General features: G+C 72.3%; 16 protein-coding genes. 9 read left to right on the top strand and 7 right to left on the bottom strand.

What is annotated here, in order from left to right; all coding sequences use genetic code 11:
• Positions 1–368: 368 nt before the first annotated feature.
• Both KBX43_RS30970 and KBX43_RS30965 read right to left on the bottom strand, forming a co-directional pair.
• Complete coding sequence (locus KBX43_RS30970; protein ID WP_043329386.1) at positions 369–596, bottom strand: hypothetical protein; 228 nt, start codon at positions 594–596, stop codon at positions 369–371.
• Positions 597–805: 209 nt separating this feature from the next.
• The gene (locus KBX43_RS30965; protein WP_113972547.1) at positions 806–2,206 is read right to left on the bottom strand and encodes an NYN domain-containing protein; all 1,401 of its coding nucleotides are present in this window, start codon (positions 2,204–2,206) and stop codon (positions 806–808) included.
• Between the two features lie 127 nt (positions 2,207–2,333).
• Here KBX43_RS30965 and KBX43_RS30960 point away from each other — a divergent pair, with 127 nt between their 5' ends.
• The 5 genes from KBX43_RS30960 to KBX43_RS30940 all read left to right on the top strand — a co-directional run bounded on the left by KBX43_RS30960 (position 2,334) and on the right by KBX43_RS30940 (position 7,787).
• Positions 2,334–4,091, top strand: coding sequence for a DEDD exonuclease domain-containing protein (locus KBX43_RS30960; RefSeq protein ID WP_043329382.1), 1,758 nt, complete (start codon positions 2,334–2,336; stop codon positions 4,089–4,091).
• Between the two features lie 129 nt (positions 4,092–4,220).
• Positions 4,221–6,008 carry a bifunctional (p)ppGpp synthetase/guanosine-3',5'-bis(diphosphate) 3'-pyrophosphohydrolase gene (locus tag KBX43_RS30955; RefSeq protein WP_030500149.1) on the top strand — a complete coding sequence of 596 codons (1,788 nt, stop codon included), beginning with the start codon at positions 4,221–4,223 and terminating at the stop codon, positions 6,006–6,008.
• A 39-nt stretch (positions 6,009–6,047) separates the two neighbouring features.
• The gene (locus KBX43_RS30950; protein ID WP_064445183.1) at positions 6,048–6,575 is read left to right on the top strand and encodes an NUDIX hydrolase; all 528 of its coding nucleotides are present in this window, start codon (positions 6,048–6,050) and stop codon (positions 6,573–6,575) included.
• The gene (locus KBX43_RS30945) at positions 6,572–7,447 is read left to right on the top strand and encodes a sugar phosphate nucleotidyltransferase (protein WP_210888578.1); all 876 of its coding nucleotides are present in this window, start codon (positions 6,572–6,574) and stop codon (positions 7,445–7,447) included. Before KBX43_RS30950 ends, KBX43_RS30945 begins: the two co-directional genes overlap by 4 nt.
• 52 nt (positions 7,448–7,499) lie before the next feature.
• Entirely contained in the window at positions 7,500–7,787 is a 288-nt protein-coding gene (locus KBX43_RS30940) for an Lrp/AsnC family transcriptional regulator (RefSeq protein ID WP_043329379.1), read from the top strand.
• A 60-nt stretch (positions 7,788–7,847) separates the two neighbouring features.
• On the opposite strand, the gene KBX43_RS30935 is transcribed toward KBX43_RS30940, so the two are convergent.
• From KBX43_RS30935 to KBX43_RS30915, 5 genes are all read right to left on the bottom strand, one after another.
• Positions 7,848–8,516, bottom strand: a complete 669-nt coding sequence (locus KBX43_RS30935) for a DUF4142 domain-containing protein (protein WP_030500146.1) — start codon at positions 8,514–8,516, stop codon at positions 7,848–7,850.
• A gap of 210 nt (positions 8,517–8,726) precedes the next feature.
• On the bottom strand, positions 8,727–10,358 hold the full coding sequence (locus KBX43_RS30930; RefSeq protein ID WP_030500145.1) for a cytochrome b N-terminal domain-containing protein: 1,632 nt from the start codon (positions 10,356–10,358) through the stop codon (positions 8,727–8,729).
• Positions 10,355–11,443 carry a ubiquinol-cytochrome c reductase iron-sulfur subunit gene (locus KBX43_RS30925; protein WP_030500144.1) on the bottom strand — a complete coding sequence of 363 codons (1,089 nt, stop codon included), beginning with the start codon at positions 11,441–11,443 and terminating at the stop codon, positions 10,355–10,357. The genes KBX43_RS30930 and KBX43_RS30925 overlap by 4 nt, the downstream gene beginning before the upstream one ends.
• Positions 11,444–11,510: 67 nt before the next feature.
• Positions 11,511–12,344, bottom strand: coding sequence for a cytochrome c (locus KBX43_RS30920; protein ID WP_030500143.1), 834 nt, complete (start codon positions 12,342–12,344; stop codon positions 11,511–11,513).
• A gap of 72 nt (positions 12,345–12,416) precedes the next feature.
• Positions 12,417–13,016, bottom strand: a complete 600-nt coding sequence (locus KBX43_RS30915) for a heme-copper oxidase subunit III (protein WP_043329376.1) — start codon at positions 13,014–13,016, stop codon at positions 12,417–12,419.
• A 108-nt stretch (positions 13,017–13,124) separates the two neighbouring features.
• Here KBX43_RS30915 and KBX43_RS30910 point away from each other — a divergent pair, with 108 nt between their 5' ends.
• The 4 genes from KBX43_RS30910 to KBX43_RS30895 all read left to right on the top strand — a co-directional run bounded on the left by KBX43_RS30910 (position 13,125) and on the right by KBX43_RS30895 (position 16,041).
• The gene (locus tag KBX43_RS30910; RefSeq protein ID WP_030500141.1) at positions 13,125–14,078 is read left to right on the top strand and encodes a cytochrome c oxidase assembly protein; all 954 of its coding nucleotides are present in this window, start codon (positions 13,125–13,127) and stop codon (positions 14,076–14,078) included.
• Positions 14,079–14,180: 102 nt separating this feature from the next.
• Positions 14,181–14,579: a chemotaxis protein CheY gene (locus tag KBX43_RS30905; RefSeq protein WP_030500140.1), complete on the top strand. Its 399-nt coding sequence runs from the start codon at positions 14,181–14,183 to the stop codon at positions 14,577–14,579.
• Between the two features lie 80 nt (positions 14,580–14,659).
• The gene (gene trpD / locus KBX43_RS30900) at positions 14,660–15,706 is read left to right on the top strand and encodes an anthranilate phosphoribosyltransferase (protein ID WP_043329373.1); all 1,047 of its coding nucleotides are present in this window, start codon (positions 14,660–14,662) and stop codon (positions 15,704–15,706) included.
• 128 nt (positions 15,707–15,834) lie between these two features.
• A complete protein-coding gene (locus KBX43_RS30895) occupies positions 15,835–16,041 on the top strand; it encodes a hypothetical protein (RefSeq protein WP_043329371.1) in 207 nt (68 codons plus the stop codon).
• Positions 16,042–16,445: the final 404 nt, after the last annotated feature.

The raw sequence follows: 16,445 nt of genomic DNA, 5'->3' as shown, positions 1-16,445 counted from the left end.
CCCCCGCCCCGCCCCCGCGCGGCCCCAGCCCGCCCCGCGCGCCGATCTTGGAGTTGTGGCGGCTGACCAACGTGGCTACTCGGACCGCCTGGGCCCCACACCTCCAAGATCGGCGGCCCTTGCCGGGGCGGGGACGAGAAGGGAGCGTCAGATGTGGCTGGGATCCAGACTCGGGGACCGAGGAGCAGCGCAGGCCAGGGTGGGCCGACGCGGCAGACGGCGGCCCGGGCCCGATCGACATGCGGTGGACGGGGTGATCCCGGCGGCCGCCCTGAGCACCCCGGGGCAGCGTTCCTTCAGCGGCAGGCGGAAGCCGGCGGGCAGCGGGCGGCGGGCGGCGGGCGGCGGGCGGCGGGCAGCGGGCGGCGTCAGGCGACCCGGCGGCGACGGCCGGGGCGGCGGGGCATCGGCGCCAGCGCCTCGGCGGGCGCGGGTGGTGGTAGCACCTCGACCTCGAACCCGGCCCGCGCGAACACCTCGATCGCCCGGTGCTCGGCCGGGCCCAGGTCGGCCGGGTCGGAATCGAGCAGTGCGGTCACCAGACAGCCGGAGCAGCCGGCGCCACGGTTGCCGCAGGTGTCGCAGTCGATGAGCATCAACGCCTCCTGACGGGTCGCCGGTGGCGCTCGGGGAAGGGACCACCACCGTCGGTCACCAGAACGCTAACGCCGGGGTACGACAGAACCGGACAACGAGGCAGCACCCGCCGCGAACCCCAACCAGTACGCCGAAGTGGCGCGATCAGCACGCGCCCGACCCCACCACTCCCCCGATCTGGAGTCGATCAAGGGGGGAGAGAGAAGGCTCAGGAGCGGGCCAGGCGCCGCAGCAGCGAGTCGGCGCCCAGCGGGTACGCGCCGTGCCGGCGTACCCCGTCGGCGACCTCGCGGTCGGAGGAGACCACGACCACCGGCCGCCCGGCCGGCTCGGCGCGGACCAGCCGGCGGATCAGCTCGTCCGCGGTCTCGCCCTTACGGGAGAACAGCACCCGCACGCCACGCGGCGCCGGGGGCAGGCCGTGGATCCGCTCGGCGCCGTCGAAGACGACTGTGACCTCGTCCCCGGTCTGCGCGGCGATCCCGCCCAGCCCGGTGATCAGCCGTTTGCGCTGCTGCTCCAGCGACATCTCGCCGAAGCCCCGCTTCGTCACGTTGTAACCGTCCACCACCAGGTGTGCCCGGGGCAGCGCGAGCAACTGGTCGAGGCGGGCCGGGTCGTCGGTGTCGCGGGCCCGCGTCGACGGGCCGGCCTGCGCGGCGCCCGGCTGCTCGGCGAACGCGTCGGCGACGAAGTCGGCCGGAAGCTTGTCCACCGGGTCGAGCGCCAGCTCGCGGCGCAGCCCGACCGCGGCCTGGCCGATCGTCTCCAGCAGCAGCCACAGCCGGGCGTCGTCGACCGACCGGGCCTCCTTGGCGCTGGCCCGGGCCACGCCGGCGGCGGCCTCCGCCTCGGCCAGCCGGGCCCGGGCGCGGCGCAGCTCGGCGTCCGCGTCGGCCGCCGCGCGGGCCGCCCGGCCCCGCTCGGTGGCGAGCAGTTCGGTGGCCTTGCGCTCGCGGGCCTGGGTCTCCCGCAGGGTACGGGCGAGCTGGCGCGCCTCCTCGCGGAGCTGACCGAGTTCCTCGCGGACCCGGGCCAGCTCGTCGCGCAGCTTCTCCGCCTCCACCCGGGCCACCGCCCGGTCGTGCTCGGCGCGCGCGGCCCGCTGCTCGGCCTCGCGGACCAGTTCGGCCACCACAGCGCTGTCGGCCTCGGCGCGTACCGCCTCGCCGCTGGCCTCGATCAGTTCCCGCCAGCCCCGGGGCCGGGCCAGGTAGGCCAGCGCGGCCACCTCGACCGGGTCGGCGGCGGCCGGCGCGGTGCCCTCCACCACCGCCGCGCCGAGGTCGCCGGCGTCGGCGAGCACCCGGGCGGTGACCCGCTGCCGGAACAGCGGGTCGGCGGTGAGCTGGGCGGCGATCGCGGGCGCGCCGAGCCGGGCGCGGCGGTTCGGGGCGAACTTGGCGACCCGCCGCAGCGGCACCGGCACCTCGTCGGCGGGCAGGCCGGGCAGCACGGCCGCGGTGAGCGTCACGATCCGCTGCCGGACCGGTTCGGGCAGGGTGGGCTCGGGCTCGACCGGGGTCGGCGCGTCCTCACCGGCGCCGGGCACGCCGAGGACCGGCTCCTCCGCGGAGGAGTGGTCGTCGTGCGGCTCGGTGAGGGGCATGAGGCAAGTCTCCCACCCCGAACGGGCCCACCGCCCGGTGAGTGAGCCGATCTCTCATCGTACCCCCGTGGTATCTCCTGGGGCCGCAGTGACGCAAGTGTCGGACCGTGCCGCTAGCGTCCCGCGGGTGACACGAGCGGAGTACGTCCAGGAGTCGCTGGCCGGCCTGGACACTGCGGCGGGCAGCGGCGTGGACCCGGCGCTGCCGCTCTACGCGACCACCTTCGTGGTGGTCGACCTGGAGACCACGGGCGGCGCGCCCGACGGCGGCGGGATCACCGAGATCGGCGCGGTGAAGGTGCGCGGCGGCGAGGAGCTGGGCGTGCTCGCCACGCTGGTCAACCCGGGCGTGCCGATCCCGCCGTTCATCACCGTGCTCACCGGCATCACGCAGGCCATGCTGCTGCCCGCCCCGCCGATCGAGCAGGTGCTGCCGAGCTTCCTGGAGTTCGTCGGCGACGCCGTGCTGGTCGCCCACAACGCGCCGTACGACGTGGGGTTCCTCAAGGCGGCCTGCGCGAAGCACGGCTACCGCTGGCCCAACCCGCGGGTGCTGGACACGGCCGCGCTGGCCCGGCGGGTGCTGACCCGCGACGAGGTGCCCAACCGCAAGCTGGGCACGCTCGCCGCCTACTTCCGCACCGCGACCCAGCCCACCCACCGGGCGCTGGACGACGCCAAGGCCACCGTCGACGTGCTGCACGGGCTGATCGGCCGGCTCGGCGGGCACCGCGTCGACACGGTCGGCGAGGCGATCGAGTTCGCCCGCGCGGTCACACCCACCCAGCGCCGCAAGCGGCACCTCGCCGACGGGCTGCCGAAGGTGCCGGGCGTCTACATCTTCCGGGCCGCCGACGACCGGCCGCTCTACGTCGGCACGTCCGGCGACATCGCCACCCGGGTGCGCAGCTACTTCACTGCCGCGGAGAAGCGGGCCCGGATCTCCGAGATGCTCGCCGCCGCCGAGCGGGTGGAGGCGGTGGAGTGCGCCCACTCGCTGGAGGCGGAGGTCCGCGAGCTGCGGCTGATCGCGGCGCACGCGCCGCCGTACAACCGCAGGTCGAAGTATCCGGAGCGCCAGGTGTGGCTGAAGCTCACCGACGAGGCGTACCCCCGGTTGTCGATCGTGCGCGACATCGCGCCCACCGACACGGCCTACCTGGGGCCGTTCCGGTCCCGGCAGGCGGCGGAGCTGGCCGCCGCCGGCTTCCACGACGCGGTGCCGCTGCGGCAGTGCACGCACCGGCTGTCCCGGCGCACCACCATGCCGGCCTGCGCGCTGGCCGAGCTGGGTCGCTGCCCGGCGCCCTGCGAGCACCGGATCACCCCCGAGGAGTACGACGACCGGGCGGCGACGCCGTTCCGCACCGCCACCAGCGACGATCCCGGCGTGGTGGTGGACGCGCTGCTCGCCCGCATCGAGGTGCTGTCGGCCGCCCAGCGCTACGAGGAGGCGGCTGTGGTGCGCGGGCGGCTGGTCGCGGTGCTGCGCGCGGCGGTCCGGATGCAGCGGCTGGCCGCGCTGACCGGCATCGCCGAGCTGGCCGCCGCCCGGCCGGCGGCCCGGGGCGGCTGGGAGCTGGCGCTGGTGCGGCACGGGCGGCTGGCGGGGGCCGGGGTGTCCCCGCCGGGTGTCCATCCGCGACCGACGATCGACGCGATCCGGGCCACCGCCGAGACGGTGCTGCCCGGGCACGGGCCGGTGCCGGCCGCGACCGCCGAGGAGACCGAACGGATCCTGTCCTGGTTGGAGCGACCGGAGACCCGCCTGGTCGAGGCGAGCGCCGGATGGGCCTCGCCGGTGGCCGGCGCGGGGCGTTTCCGCGACCTCCTGACGAAGGCGGAGAGCGGCGGAACCCACAAAGTCTCGACCGAACGCTCATGACCAACTGACCGATCGGACTACCTCGACTCCCTTAGTCTGTTAAAGGAGTGCAGACCTGCCCGATTCGCGGGCTCTGCTCCCGGTCGCCGGTTCCCGGCGGCCGAGGGCCGGGGTGAGGAGGTGTCCCAGGTGGACGTCGACGCCGGACACGGCGCCGCCCTGGGTGGCGCGCTTCCAGCCCAGGGCGAACTGCCACTCACCCGCCGCCTGCGTTCCCTGCTCACCTGGCCGACCTCCGACGGCGACCCGGTCACCGCGCTGGTCCGGGCCCATCGCGGCATCCACGCGAGCGCCGACGCCTCGGTGTTGCGCCGCGCCTACACGATCGCCGAGAACATGCACCGCGGCCAGTTCCGCAAGAGCGGCGAGCCGTACATCACCCATCCGCTGGCGGTGGCGCAGATCTGCGCCGACCTCGGCATGGACACCATCACGCTGGTCGCCGCGCTGCTGCACGACACGGTGGAGGACACCCGCTACACGCTCCAGGCGCTCCAGGAGGACTTCGGCCGCGAGGTCGCCCACCTGGTCGACGGCGTGACGAAGTTCGACAAGGCGTTCTACGGCAAGGCCGCCGAGGCGGAGACCGTCCGTAAGATGATCGTGGCGGCCGGCAAGGACGTCCGGGTGCTGGTGATCAAGCTGGCCGACCGGCTGCACAACATGCGTACGCTCGGCGTCCGCTCGGCCGCGTCCCGGGAGCGGATCGCCCGCAAGACCCAGGAGGTGCTGGTCCCGCTCTGCGACCGGCTCGGTATCCAGACGCTCAAACGCGAGCTGGACGACGTGGTCCTGCTGCACCTGCGGCCGGAGGAGCACGCCCGGCTCGCCCGCTTCGTGCACGACCGGCCCGGCTGGGACGCCTACCTCGCCGACGTGGTGGCCCGCACCCGGGTGGCGCTGCGCCGCAACCGGGTCGACGCCGACGTCTCCCCCCGCCCCCGCCACCTCTACTCGATCTGGAAGGACACCGTCGCCGGCGGTCACACGGCCCCGTACGACCTGCCGCGTATCGCGATCGTGGTGGACGGTCCGGCGACCGACTGTTACGCCGCGCTGGGCGCCGTGCACGGGCTCTGGCGGCCGGTGCCGGGCCGCTTCAAGGACTTCATCGCCTCCCCGAAGAACAACCTCTACCGCTCCCTGCACACGAGCGTCTGCGGCCCGCAGGACCGCACCGTCGAGGTGCTGATCCGCACCACCGAGATGCACCGCTCCGCGGAGTACGGCGTAGCCGCCCACTACCGCTTCCCCCGCGCCGCGGGCCGGGCCGTCGACCGGGCGGACGAGCTGGCCTGGCTGCGCCGGGTGCTCGACTGGGAGCAGGAGACCGTCGACCCGACCCAGTTCATGGAGTCGCTGCGCTGCGACCTGTCGGAGGCGCAGATCCAGGTCGTCGCCGACGGGCGGCAGGTGGTGCTGCCGGCCGGGGCCACGCCGGTCGACCTCGCGTACGAGCTGGGCACCGAGCGCGGCGACCACTGCCTGGCGGCCCGGATCAACGGCCGGCTCGCCCCGCTCTCCTCCGAACTGGAGGAGGGCGACGTGGTGGAGATCTACACCGAGCGCGACGCGGAGAGCGGCTTCGAGGCCGACGTGGCCCCGCGCGGCCCGCGCCGGGAGTGGCTGGGCTTCGTCAAGTCGCCGCACGCCCAGATGCAGATCAACCGCTGGTTCGCCGAGCACACCGAGCCGGGCATCTCGATCGCCGACAAGGTACGCCTCGGCCGGGCCTCCATCGGCCTGGCGCTGCGCAAGCACAATCGGGGTCTGGCCAGCGACCTGCCGCTGCTGCGGCTGTCCGAGGAACTGGGCTACCCCGACCTGGAGACGATGCTGGTGGCGGTCTTCGACCGCACCGTCGAGCCGGACACCGTGGTCCAGCAGTTGATCGATCTGGTCGACCACAGGCAGTAGACGAAGCCGGTCCGCACCGGGACCACTAGCCTGGACGGCATGATCCCCCGCGCGCGTGCCACCGGACGGGCCCTCGGCTACCAGATCTTCTACCGGCTTCCGGTCCCGCTGCGGCGGCGGCTGGTGCGGCTGGCCGTGCCGAAGTACGTCGTCGGCGCGGTCACGCTGGTCAAGGACGCGGAGGCCACCGGCGCGGGCCGCATCCTGCTGCTGCGCCAGCCGCCCGGCTACAGCTGGACGCTGCCCGCCGGGCTGCTGCAACGCGGCGAGGCCCCGGTGGTCGGCGCCGCCCGGGAGCTGTACGAGGAATCAGGTGTCCGCCTGTCCCCCGACGCGCTGCGCCCGGCGGTGCCGAACGCGGTGGTGCACGCCAAGGGCTGGGTGGACGTGGTCTTCGAGGCGGAGGTGCCGGCGTCGACCACCGAGCTGAAGGTGGACGGGGCCGAGGTCTTCGAGGCCGCCTTCCATCCGCTGGACGACCTGCCCCGGCTCAGCCGCGCCACCGCGAACCTGCTGGGCTTCTACGGCATCGGCCCGCGCGCCGGCGAGCGCCCACCGGCCGCGTGAGCACCCCGTACGCGGGCGCTCCGGCGCCGGGGGGCGAGGTGTGCGCGGTGGTGCTGGCCGCCGGTGAGGGCACCCGGCTGCGCCCGCTCACCGAGCGGGTGCCGAAGGCGCTCTGCCCGGTCGGCAACGTCCCGCTGCTGGACCGGGCGCTGGCCCGGCTGGCCGGGCTCGGCCTGGCCGGTCCGGAACGGGTCGCGGTGAACGCCTGCTACCTGGGTGACCAGGTGGTCGCGCGGGTCGGCGACCGGGCCCACCTGTCGGTCGAGCCGGACGCCCCGCTGGGCACCGCCGGAGGCGTCGGCCGGCTGCGGGACTGGATCGCCGGCCGGGGCGTGCTGGTGGGCAACGCCGACGCGTACCTGGCCGATCCGGCGGCCCCGCCCGGGCCGGACATCGCCGCGCTGCTGGACGGCTGGGACGGGCACGGCGTACGCCTGCTCGGCCGGCCCGCCGACGACCCGGACGCCCCCGGGACGTTCGAGGGCCACGAGTTCGTGGGTTTCTCGCTGCTGCCCTGGCGGCTGGTCCGCGACCTGCCGGCCACGTTCGGCGACCTGGTCCGGGCGGTGTGGCGGCCCGCGGAGGCGGCCGGCGCGCTCACCGTGGTGCCCTACCGGGGCACGTTCTACGACACCGGCACCCCGGCCGACTACCTGGACGCCAACCTGCACGCCGCCGGACCGGACGGGCTGGTGGACACGGCGGCGACGGTGACCGGCCGGGTCACCGGCTCGGTGGTGGGCGCGGGTGCGCGGGTGGACGGCGACGTGGACCGGTCCGTGGTGTGGCCGGGCGCGACCGTCGCGGCCGGGGAGAGCCTCCACCGGGTGATCCGGGCCGGGGACGACCTGACCGTCCCGGCGGCGCGGTGAGGGCTGCGGGATCTAGCATGGGCCTCGTCGCCGACGAACGGAGAACCGTCCCGTGATCACCGCGATCGTGCTGATCGACTGCGCCACCGACTCCATCCCCGAGGTGGCTGAGACCCTGGCCAACCTGCCCGGCGTCAGCGAGGTCTACTCGGTGGCCGGGCACGTCGACCTGATCGCCATGGTCCGCGTCCGGGAGTTCGAGCAGATCGCGCAGGTCATCGCCGGCAGCATCTCGAAGGTGCCGGGCGTGCTGAACACCGAGTCGCACATCGCGTTCCGCGCGTACTCGCAGCACGACCTGGAGGAGGCGTTCGCGATCGGGCTCGCGAGCGCCGACTGACACGAGCCGGTGGCCGGCCCGCCCCGTGGGCGGACCGGCCACCGTCGACCGTGCGGTACGTCAGCTCTGGCTGGGCACCGGGGTCTCCGTGGTGCCCGGAGCGGGCTCCTCGGTCTCGGTGCCGCCCGGAGCCGGCGACTCGGTGCCACCCGGCGAGGTGGTGCCGCCCGGGCTGGGCGTGCCGCTGGCACTGGTCTGCGGAACCGGGACGCCCAGCGTCTGGGCCAGGGCCACCAGCGCGTCGTAGTGCGCCTGCAGGACCGGCAGCGCGTCCTGCGCGATCTGCACCACCGACTGCTCCGAGCCCTGCGAGATCTCGGTCTGGGTGGCCTGGATGGCCTGGACGTGGCCGGCGAGCTGCGCGGTCACCCAGGCCTTGTCGAACTCGGCCCCGTTGAGGTTGTTCAGCTTGTCGAGGACCTTCTGCTGGTCGGCGGTCGGGTCGGCCGGCAGCTGCACGTTGAGCTGCTGGGCGGTCGACTGCACCGTCTGGTCCAGCTGGGTGTGGTCCGTGACGAACATCTTGCCCAGGTCCTTGACCTGCTGGTTCTGACCCTTCTGCTGGGCCAGGTTACCGGCGGTGATCTCGAACAGGTTGACCTGGTGCACCGCCTGCAGGTACTGCGTGTCCTGCGTCGACGGCTGCGCCGCGGCCTGTGCCGCGGCGGCGGGCGCCAGCCCCACGACCACCAGCGCGGCCATCAGGCCCAGGCGTTTGATTCCCAGCATCTTTCCTCCCCCATGAGACGTCGGACCGCACGGATACCCGGCTGACCGGGGTTATTCCTGCGATTCCACCCGTCCGTGTCGGGGGGCGGCGGGGACCGGTGCACCGCACGTCGGGCACCGGGCGGGCACAACCGGACGACAGGCACGTAAACCGGCAGTGGCGCCCGCCGGATGATCCGGCGGGCGCCACTGTCAGTCGTACCGGGAAGGTCAGCGACGGCTCTCGCCGCTGCCGATCTCCTCCCGCTCCGGCCGGTCCTCGACCGGCGGGTGCCCCGGCGAGACCGGCGCCTCGGCCGGCTTCTCGATCGGGTAGAAGAAGCCCCGGATCGCCGGGCCGAGGGCGCCGAGCCGGTTCATCTTCTTCGGCACCACCCAGCCGACGTAGTCCAGTGCCGGCGGGTGACCGTCGTGCCCCTCGGCCGAGGTGAGCGGCTGGTGGACCTCGACGAACCGGCCGTCGGGCAGCCGCTTGATGATGCCGGTCTCCACGCCGTGGGCCAGCACCTCCCGGTCGTGCTGCTGCAGACCCAGGCAGATCCGGTACGTGATGTAGTACGCGATCGGCGGCAGGATCAGCAGGCCGATCCGGCCGGCCCAGGTCATCGCGTTCAGGCTGATGTGGAACTTGTCGGCGATGACGTCGTTGGCGCCGGAGAGCGTCAGCACGATGTAGAAGGCCAGCGCCATGGCGCCCACGGCGGTCCGGGCCGGAACGTCCCGGGGCCGCTGGAGCAGGTTGTGGTGCTTGTAGTCCTTGAGACGGCGCGCCTCCAGGAACGGGTACATCGTCGACAGGCCCACCAGGATTCCGGGTAGGACCACCGTCGGCCAGAACAGCGGTGGGATGACGTACCCGTTGCCGATCGGGATGTGGATCTCCCAGCCCGGCATGAGCCGGGTCGAGCCGTCGAGGAACATGACGTACCAGTCGGGCTGGCTGGCCGCCGAGACCACCCACGCCTCGTACGGGCCGAACAGCCAGATCGGGTTGATCTGGAACAGGCCGCCCATCAGCGCGATCACGCCGAAGACGACCATGAAGAAGCCGCCCTGCTTGAGCGCGTAGCGCGGGAACATCCGCTCGCCGACCACGTTGGAGTTGGTCCGGCCGGGGCCGGGCCACTGGGTGTGCTTCTGCTTGAACACCAGGCCGAGGTGCACGCTGATCAGCGCCACCAGCAGACCCGGGACGAGCAGCACGTGGGCGATGAAGAAGCGGCTGATGATGATGGTGCCGGGGAACTCCCCGCCGAAGATCGACGAGCTGACCCAGGACCCGATCACCGGGATCGACAGGATGATCGCGGAGGCGATGCGCAGACCGGTGCCGGACAGGCCGTCGTCCGGCAGCGAGTAGCCGGTGAAGCCGGCCAGGAAGCCGACCCAGAACAGCAGCGAACCGATGATCCAGTTGGTCTCACGCGGCTTGCGGAACGCGCCGGTGAAGAACACCCGCAGCATGTGCACCACGATCGCGGCCATGAACAGCAGGGCCGCCCAGTGGTGCATCTGCCGCATGATCAGGCCACCCCGGACATCGAACGAGATGTCCAGGCTGGAGGCGTACGCGGCCGACATGGGGGTGCCCCGCAGCGGCGCGTAGCTGCCGTTGTAGATGACCTCGGTCATCGTCGGCTCGAAGAAGAACGTCAGGAAGACGCCGGTCAGCAGCAGGACGATGAACGAGAAGAGCGCGATCTCGCCCAGCAGGAACGACCAGTGGTCGGGGAAGACCTTGTTCAGCAGCTTGCGCAGGGGCGTGGCCACCTGGAAGCGGTCGTCCACCGCCCGCGCGCTCTTGGCCGGCAGCGCGGCGGCATCAAACTTTCGGCGCTTCATGGCCGCTCCCAGAAGTCGGGACCGATGGTCTCGGTGTAGTCGGACTTCGCCACGAAGAAGCCCTCCTCGTCCACCTCGATCGGCAGCTGCGGCAGCGGCCGGTTCGCCGGGCCGAAGATCGGCTTGGCGTTGTCGGTGATGAGGAACTGGGACTGGTGGCAGGGGCAGAGCAGGCGGTTGGTCTGCTGCTCGTAGAGGCTGGCCGGGCAGCCGGCGTGCGTACAGATCTTGGAGTACGCGACGTAGTTGCCCCACATGTAGTCGCCGTGGCCCTTGCGCTCGTTCGCGGCGCGCGACTTCTGCGCGTCGTCCTCCCGCAGGTGGATGAGCAGGGTGGGCGAGTCGGCGTGCTTGTTGCTGACGCCGCCGTCGATGCCCGGGAACACGGTGAGCTGGCCGCCGACGCTGACGTCGGCCGGGCGGATCGGACGGCCGTCCTCACGGATCAGCCGGATCTTCTTGCCGCCCTCGCCCGGCTGGAAGCCGGTGGTGAACATCTGGTTGTTCTTGTGCGGCTGCTCGATCAGGCCACCGATCAGCGGCGCGGCGGCCACCGCGCCCACCGGCGCCAGGCCGGCGAGCAGCGAGATGCCCAGCAGCGGCCGGCGGCGTACGCCCATCTCGTCGGCGAGGTAGAGCATCGTCTCACCGGTGATCTTGCGACCCTCCGGGTCGTCGACCTGGTCGTGCCGGTCCTGGATCGACACCTCCTTGGGCAGCAGCTTCTTGCCCCAGGTCAGGATGCCGAAACCGATGCCCAGCAGCGCCAGGCCCAGCGTCACGCCGAGCAGCGGCGTGTAGAGCTTGTCGCCGCCGCGACCCGGCTCCCACTGCCACGGCCACCAGATGTAGACCACCAGGAAGGCGGTCGCGAAGACGCCGGTCAGCAGGAACATCAGGGCGACGGTACGGGTCAGCCGGCGCTCGGCCTTGCTGCCCGGGACCACCTGCGGCTCGTAGTGGACGATCTCGATGTCGTCCCGCCGGGCGCCCTCCTGAACGACCTCGAACCGGGAGAGCCGGGGGTCGTTCACGTCGAGCGGCTCCGGGCCCCGCTGGGCCTGGTGCTCGGTGTGGGTGCTCATGCCGTCACCTCGCTACGGGTGACGCCGGGGGTCGGCGCCACAGCACTGGAACCATTGATCCGTCCGGTCACGACTTGCCCGCAATCCACAGGCTCGCGAAGACCAGCGCGACGATGCCGACCAGGAAGATCGCGATGCCCTCGGTCGACGGGCCGTACCGGCCCAGGTTGAACCCGCCCGGGTCGCCGTCGTTCTTCAGCGTGTCCTGGATGTAGGCGATGATGTCCGCCTTCTCCTGCGGCGTGATCTGGTTGTCACCGAACACCGGCATGTTCTGCGGACCGCTCAGCATCGCGGCGTAGATCTGCCGGTCGCTGGCCGGCGCGAGGCTCGGCGCGTACTTGCCGGAGGACAGCGCACCGCCGCCACCGCCGAAGGCGTGGCACTGCGAGCAGTTGATCCGGAACAGCTCGCCACCGGTGGCCAGGTTGGCGCCCTCACGCAGGTCGCCGTTGGGCACCTCCGGACCGCCACCGAGCTCCTGGATGTACTGCCCGAGCTGGCGCACCTGCTCGTCGGTGAACTGCGGCGGCTTGCGCATGGCCTGGGCCTCCTGCCGGGCCATCGGCATGCGACCGCTGCTCACCTGGAACTCCACCGAGGCGGACCCGACGCCGATCAGGCTCGGACCACGGCCCTCGACGCCCTGGGCATTGCGACCGTGACAGGTCACACAGCTCACGTCGAACAGCGCCTTACCCTCGTTGCCTGCGGCGGTCAACGGCGGGTTGTCCTGCGCCTGCACGCCGGGGGCGAAGACGGTGTAGGCACCGCCGGCCAGCATCAGCGCGGCGAACAGCCGGACCGCGGCGCCCAGCCGGCGGCGGCCCCTGCTGCGCGCTACGGGCCGCCCGCGCAGCCGCGCGAGCAGACCGCGTCGGCGGTCGTTGTCAGAAGTCATGACCTGTGTCCTTAACCGGTTGGACCTTGTCTCAGGGGACGGAGCAGCGGCGCGGTTCGTGACGCGCCAAGATCACTGGAGCCAGTAGATCATGGCGTAGAGCGCGATCCACACGACGTCCACGAAGTGCCAGTAGTAGGACACGACGATCGCCGAGGTCGCCTGGGCTGGGGTGAACCGACCCATGGTGGTGCGGATCATGAAGATGATGAAGGCGACCAGACCGCCGGTCACGTGCAGACCGTGGAATCCGGTGGTGAGGTAGAACATCGACCCGTAGCCGTCTTCGTTGATCTTCACGCCCTCGTGCACCAGGGTCCGGTACTCGTTCAGCTGACCGAGTACGAAGATCAGACCCATGATGAACGTGATCGTGAACCACCGGCGCAGGGCGTGGACGTCGCCGCGCTCGGCCGCGAACACGCCGATCTGACAGGTGATCGAGGAGAGCACCAGGATCACCGTGAACGTGGTCGCGTACGGGATGTTCAGCACCTCGGTGTGCTTCTCCCACTGCTCCGGCGCAGCCGCGCGGATGGAGAAGTACATCGCGAACAGCGCCGCGAAGAACATGAGTTCGCTGGAGAGCCACACGATCGTCCCGACGCTGACCATGTTGGGTCGCGTCAGGGAGTGGATCCGGCTCTTGTCAATGGCTGGGGCCGCAGTCACGCGGTCATTATTGCCCCTGACCGGGACCGACGATCAGCGGGGTGCCAAACCCGGCCCTTCCGTGGCCCGATCGTGGTGGTCCGCTTCGCCTGACCTACCCTGAAAAGCGTGCTGCACGTCGATCAGATCCTCGCCGTCACCTCGGCCGTTCCGGCGACGCTGGCGGCGGGAGGCGAGAGCGCCCCGCCGCCGTTCACCGTGGCCCGGGTGTTCACCGAGACCCGGCTGGACAGCTGGCTCACGCTGGGCATCGTGCTCGCCGCCGGCCTGTACCTCTACGGGGTGCACCGGCTGCGGCTGCGCGGCGACCGCTGGCCGGTCATCCGTACCGTGTCGTTCCTCGGCCCCGGCCTCGGCGGCATCGCGCTGGTCACGCTCACCGGGCTCGGCGCGTACGACACCGCCCTGCTCTCGGTGCACATGGTCCAGCACATGGTGCTGTCGATGATCGCGCCGATCTTCCTGGCGCTCGGCGCGCCGGTCACGCTGGCGCTGCGCACGCTGCCGGTACGCCCGCGCAAGCGCCTGCTCGCGATCGTGCACAGCCGGATCGCGCGGATCTACAGCTTCCCGCTCGTGGCGTTCACCATCTTCGTGGTGAACCCGTTCGCGCTCTACTTCACCGACCTCTACGAGTTCACCCTGCGCCACGAGTGGGCGCACGAACTCGTCCACGCGCACTTCATCGCCACCGGCTGCGTCTTCTTCTGGCCGCTGCTCGGCCTCGACCCGCTGCCCGGACGCTGGCCGTACCCGGCGCGCGCGCTGCTCATGCTGCTCTCGGTGCCGTTCCACACCGTGCTCGGGCTCACCATCATGCAGAGCACCACGCTGTTCGGCGGCGACTGGTACCCGTCGCTCAACCTGTCCTGGTCCGACCCCTGGAACGACCAGGTGGTGGCCGGAGGCGTCCTCTGGGCCGGCGGCGAGTTCGTCAGCGTCACCATGCTCGCCGTCCTGGTCGTCCAGTGGGTCAGACAGTCCGAGCGCGAGGCCCGCCGGCTCGACCGCGAACTGGACCGCCAGGAGGCCCGCGAGCGCGCCGCGGAAGCGAGCGCCTGAGGCCCCTGACGGGGTACGCCCTCCCCCGCCCGGGCGGAGGACAGGCCGAACGTGACGCCCGCTACGATCAGCGGGCAGCTACGAGGTGGGAGCCACGTCACGATGAGCGATCGTCTTTGCACCGTCCTGCTCTACAGCGACGACCCGAAAGTCCGCGACCGGATGCGGCTGGCCGTGGGCACCCGCCCGGCGCCCGGCATCGAGATCGAGTTCGTCGAGGCCGACGAGTACGCCGCCTGCGTCCGGCTGGTCGACGACTACGAGATCGACCTGCTGCTGCTCGACGGCGAGGCGAGCCCGGGCGGCGGCATCGGCATCGCCCGCCAGATCAAGGACGACCGGGACGACGCGCCGCCGACCTGCGTGGTGCTGGCCCGCGCCGCCGACCGCTGGCTGGCCGCGTACGCCGAGGTCGACGCCACGCTGACCCACCCGCTGGACCCGGTGGTCGCCGGCAGCACCGTCGCGGAGCTGCTGCGCCGCACCCACGCCGCGGCCTGATCCCCCGGCCCTCGCGCGCCACGGCGACGCGGCCGTGGCAAGCCCCAACCGCTTTCCTCACGCCGCTCGGGAGGCCCGTCATGGGCGAACGGACCTGGCCGCTTCTGCTCAACGCGCTGCTGCGCGGCGAGGAGCTCTCCACCGCCGACACGGCGTGGGCGATGGGCGAGATCATGGCCGGCTCGGCGACACCGGCGCAGATCGCCGGGTTCGCCGTGGCGCTGCGCACCAAGGGCGAGACCCCCGCCGAGCTGGGCGGCCTGGTCGAGACCATGCTGACCCGCGCGGTGCCGGTGCTCCTGCCCGACGAGGTACGCGACACCGCGCTGGACGTGGTCGGCACCGGCGGTGACCTCGCGCACACGGTGAACATCTCCACCATGGCGGCGCTCGTGGTCGCCGGGGCCGGCGTCCGCGTGGTCAAGCACGGCAACCGGGCCGCCTCCTCCTCGTGCGGCACCGCGGACGTGCTGGAGGAACTCGGCGTACCGCTGGACCTGGAGCCCGAGCAGGTGGCCCGCTGCGTCACCGAGGCCGGCATCGGCTTCTGCTTCGCCGCCCGCTTCCACCCCGGGATGCGGCACACCGGCCCGGTCCGGCGCGAGATCGGCGTACCCACCGCGTTCAACTTCCTCGGCCCGCTGACCAACCCGGCGCGGCCCCGCGCGGGCGCGGTGGGCTGCTTCGACAAGCGGATGGCCCCGGTGATGGCGGCCGTGTTCGCGGCCCGGGGCGACTCCGCGATCGTGGTACGCGGCGAGGACGGCCTGGACGAGTTCAGCACCGGCGCGCCCACCCGGGTCTGGGTGGCGCAGCAGGGCACCGTCACGGAGGCGCTGCTGGACGCGGCGGAGCTCGGGGTACCCCGGGCCACCCTGGCCGACCTGCGCGGCGGAGACGCGGCCTACAACGCCGACGTGGTACGCCGCCTGCTCGCCGGCGAGACCGGCCCGGTACGGGACGCGGTGCTGGTCAACGCCGCTGTGGCGCTGTCCACCCAGGGCCCGCTCGACGGCGATCTGCACGAGGCGCTGCGGACCAACCTGGACCGGGCCGCCGAGGCCGTCGACTCGGGCGCCGCGGCGGCCGCGCTGGAGCGTTGGCTGGAGGTGGCACGCGCCGCCTGACGGCGAGGGTGTCGTACCCGCGTGCCAAACTACACGGGAGTTATTTTCCGTTTTCGGTCTATCCGTCTTCGGTCCACCGGCCGGCGCCACACCGCCTCGCCCCGGGCCCGGAGCGAGAGGAGCCACCCGTGTCTGACCGCGAGCTGCACTGCGACACCTGCGAGGACGTCGTGCTGTTCGAGGCGCCGCCCTGCGGCGACGGGCACGGCGCCGACTGCCCGGAGCTGATCTGCACCCGCTGCGGCGCGGCAGTGGTGATCGCCACGTTCACCTTCCGCGCGGCCCGCCTGTCCGGCCGCCGCACCCGCCGCCCTTCTCACCCCCAGGCCGCCTGACCTCCACTCCCTTTCGGCGCCCTTTCCCTCCCCGCCACGCCCGACAGCCCAACCGCCTGCCTCGCGTGATCAAGGAGTTTGTGTCCCCCACGGTTGTGCAGGCGGACACAAACTCCTTGATCAACGGGGCGGGGCGGCGCCGGGAGCGCGGTGGGCTCGGGCGTGAGTGTCAACGATGACCCGGTGGCGGCACCGCGTCATGGGGAGCGGACTGCGGTTCGCCCCACCTGGCCTCGCCGCGCGGCGAGATCTTGGAAGGAAACGGCTGTCATGGAGACTGTTCAGTCCCATGACATCTGTCAGCGTTGAAGTCCCGATACATGTGTCACGTGGTAGGGATCTTGGGTCGGGTGGTATGTGCTGCCGGGCATGGCTTCTCGGCGGCATGTGATGAACCTGCTGGA

Origin of the sequence: Micromonospora sp. C41, from assembly GCF_018070485.1 — a bacterium.
GTDB lineage: Bacteria > Actinomycetota > Actinomycetes > Mycobacteriales > Micromonosporaceae > Micromonospora > Micromonospora chalcea.
Note: the sequence above shows the minus strand (reverse complement) of the source record. Positions and strands in the feature narration are given on the sequence as shown.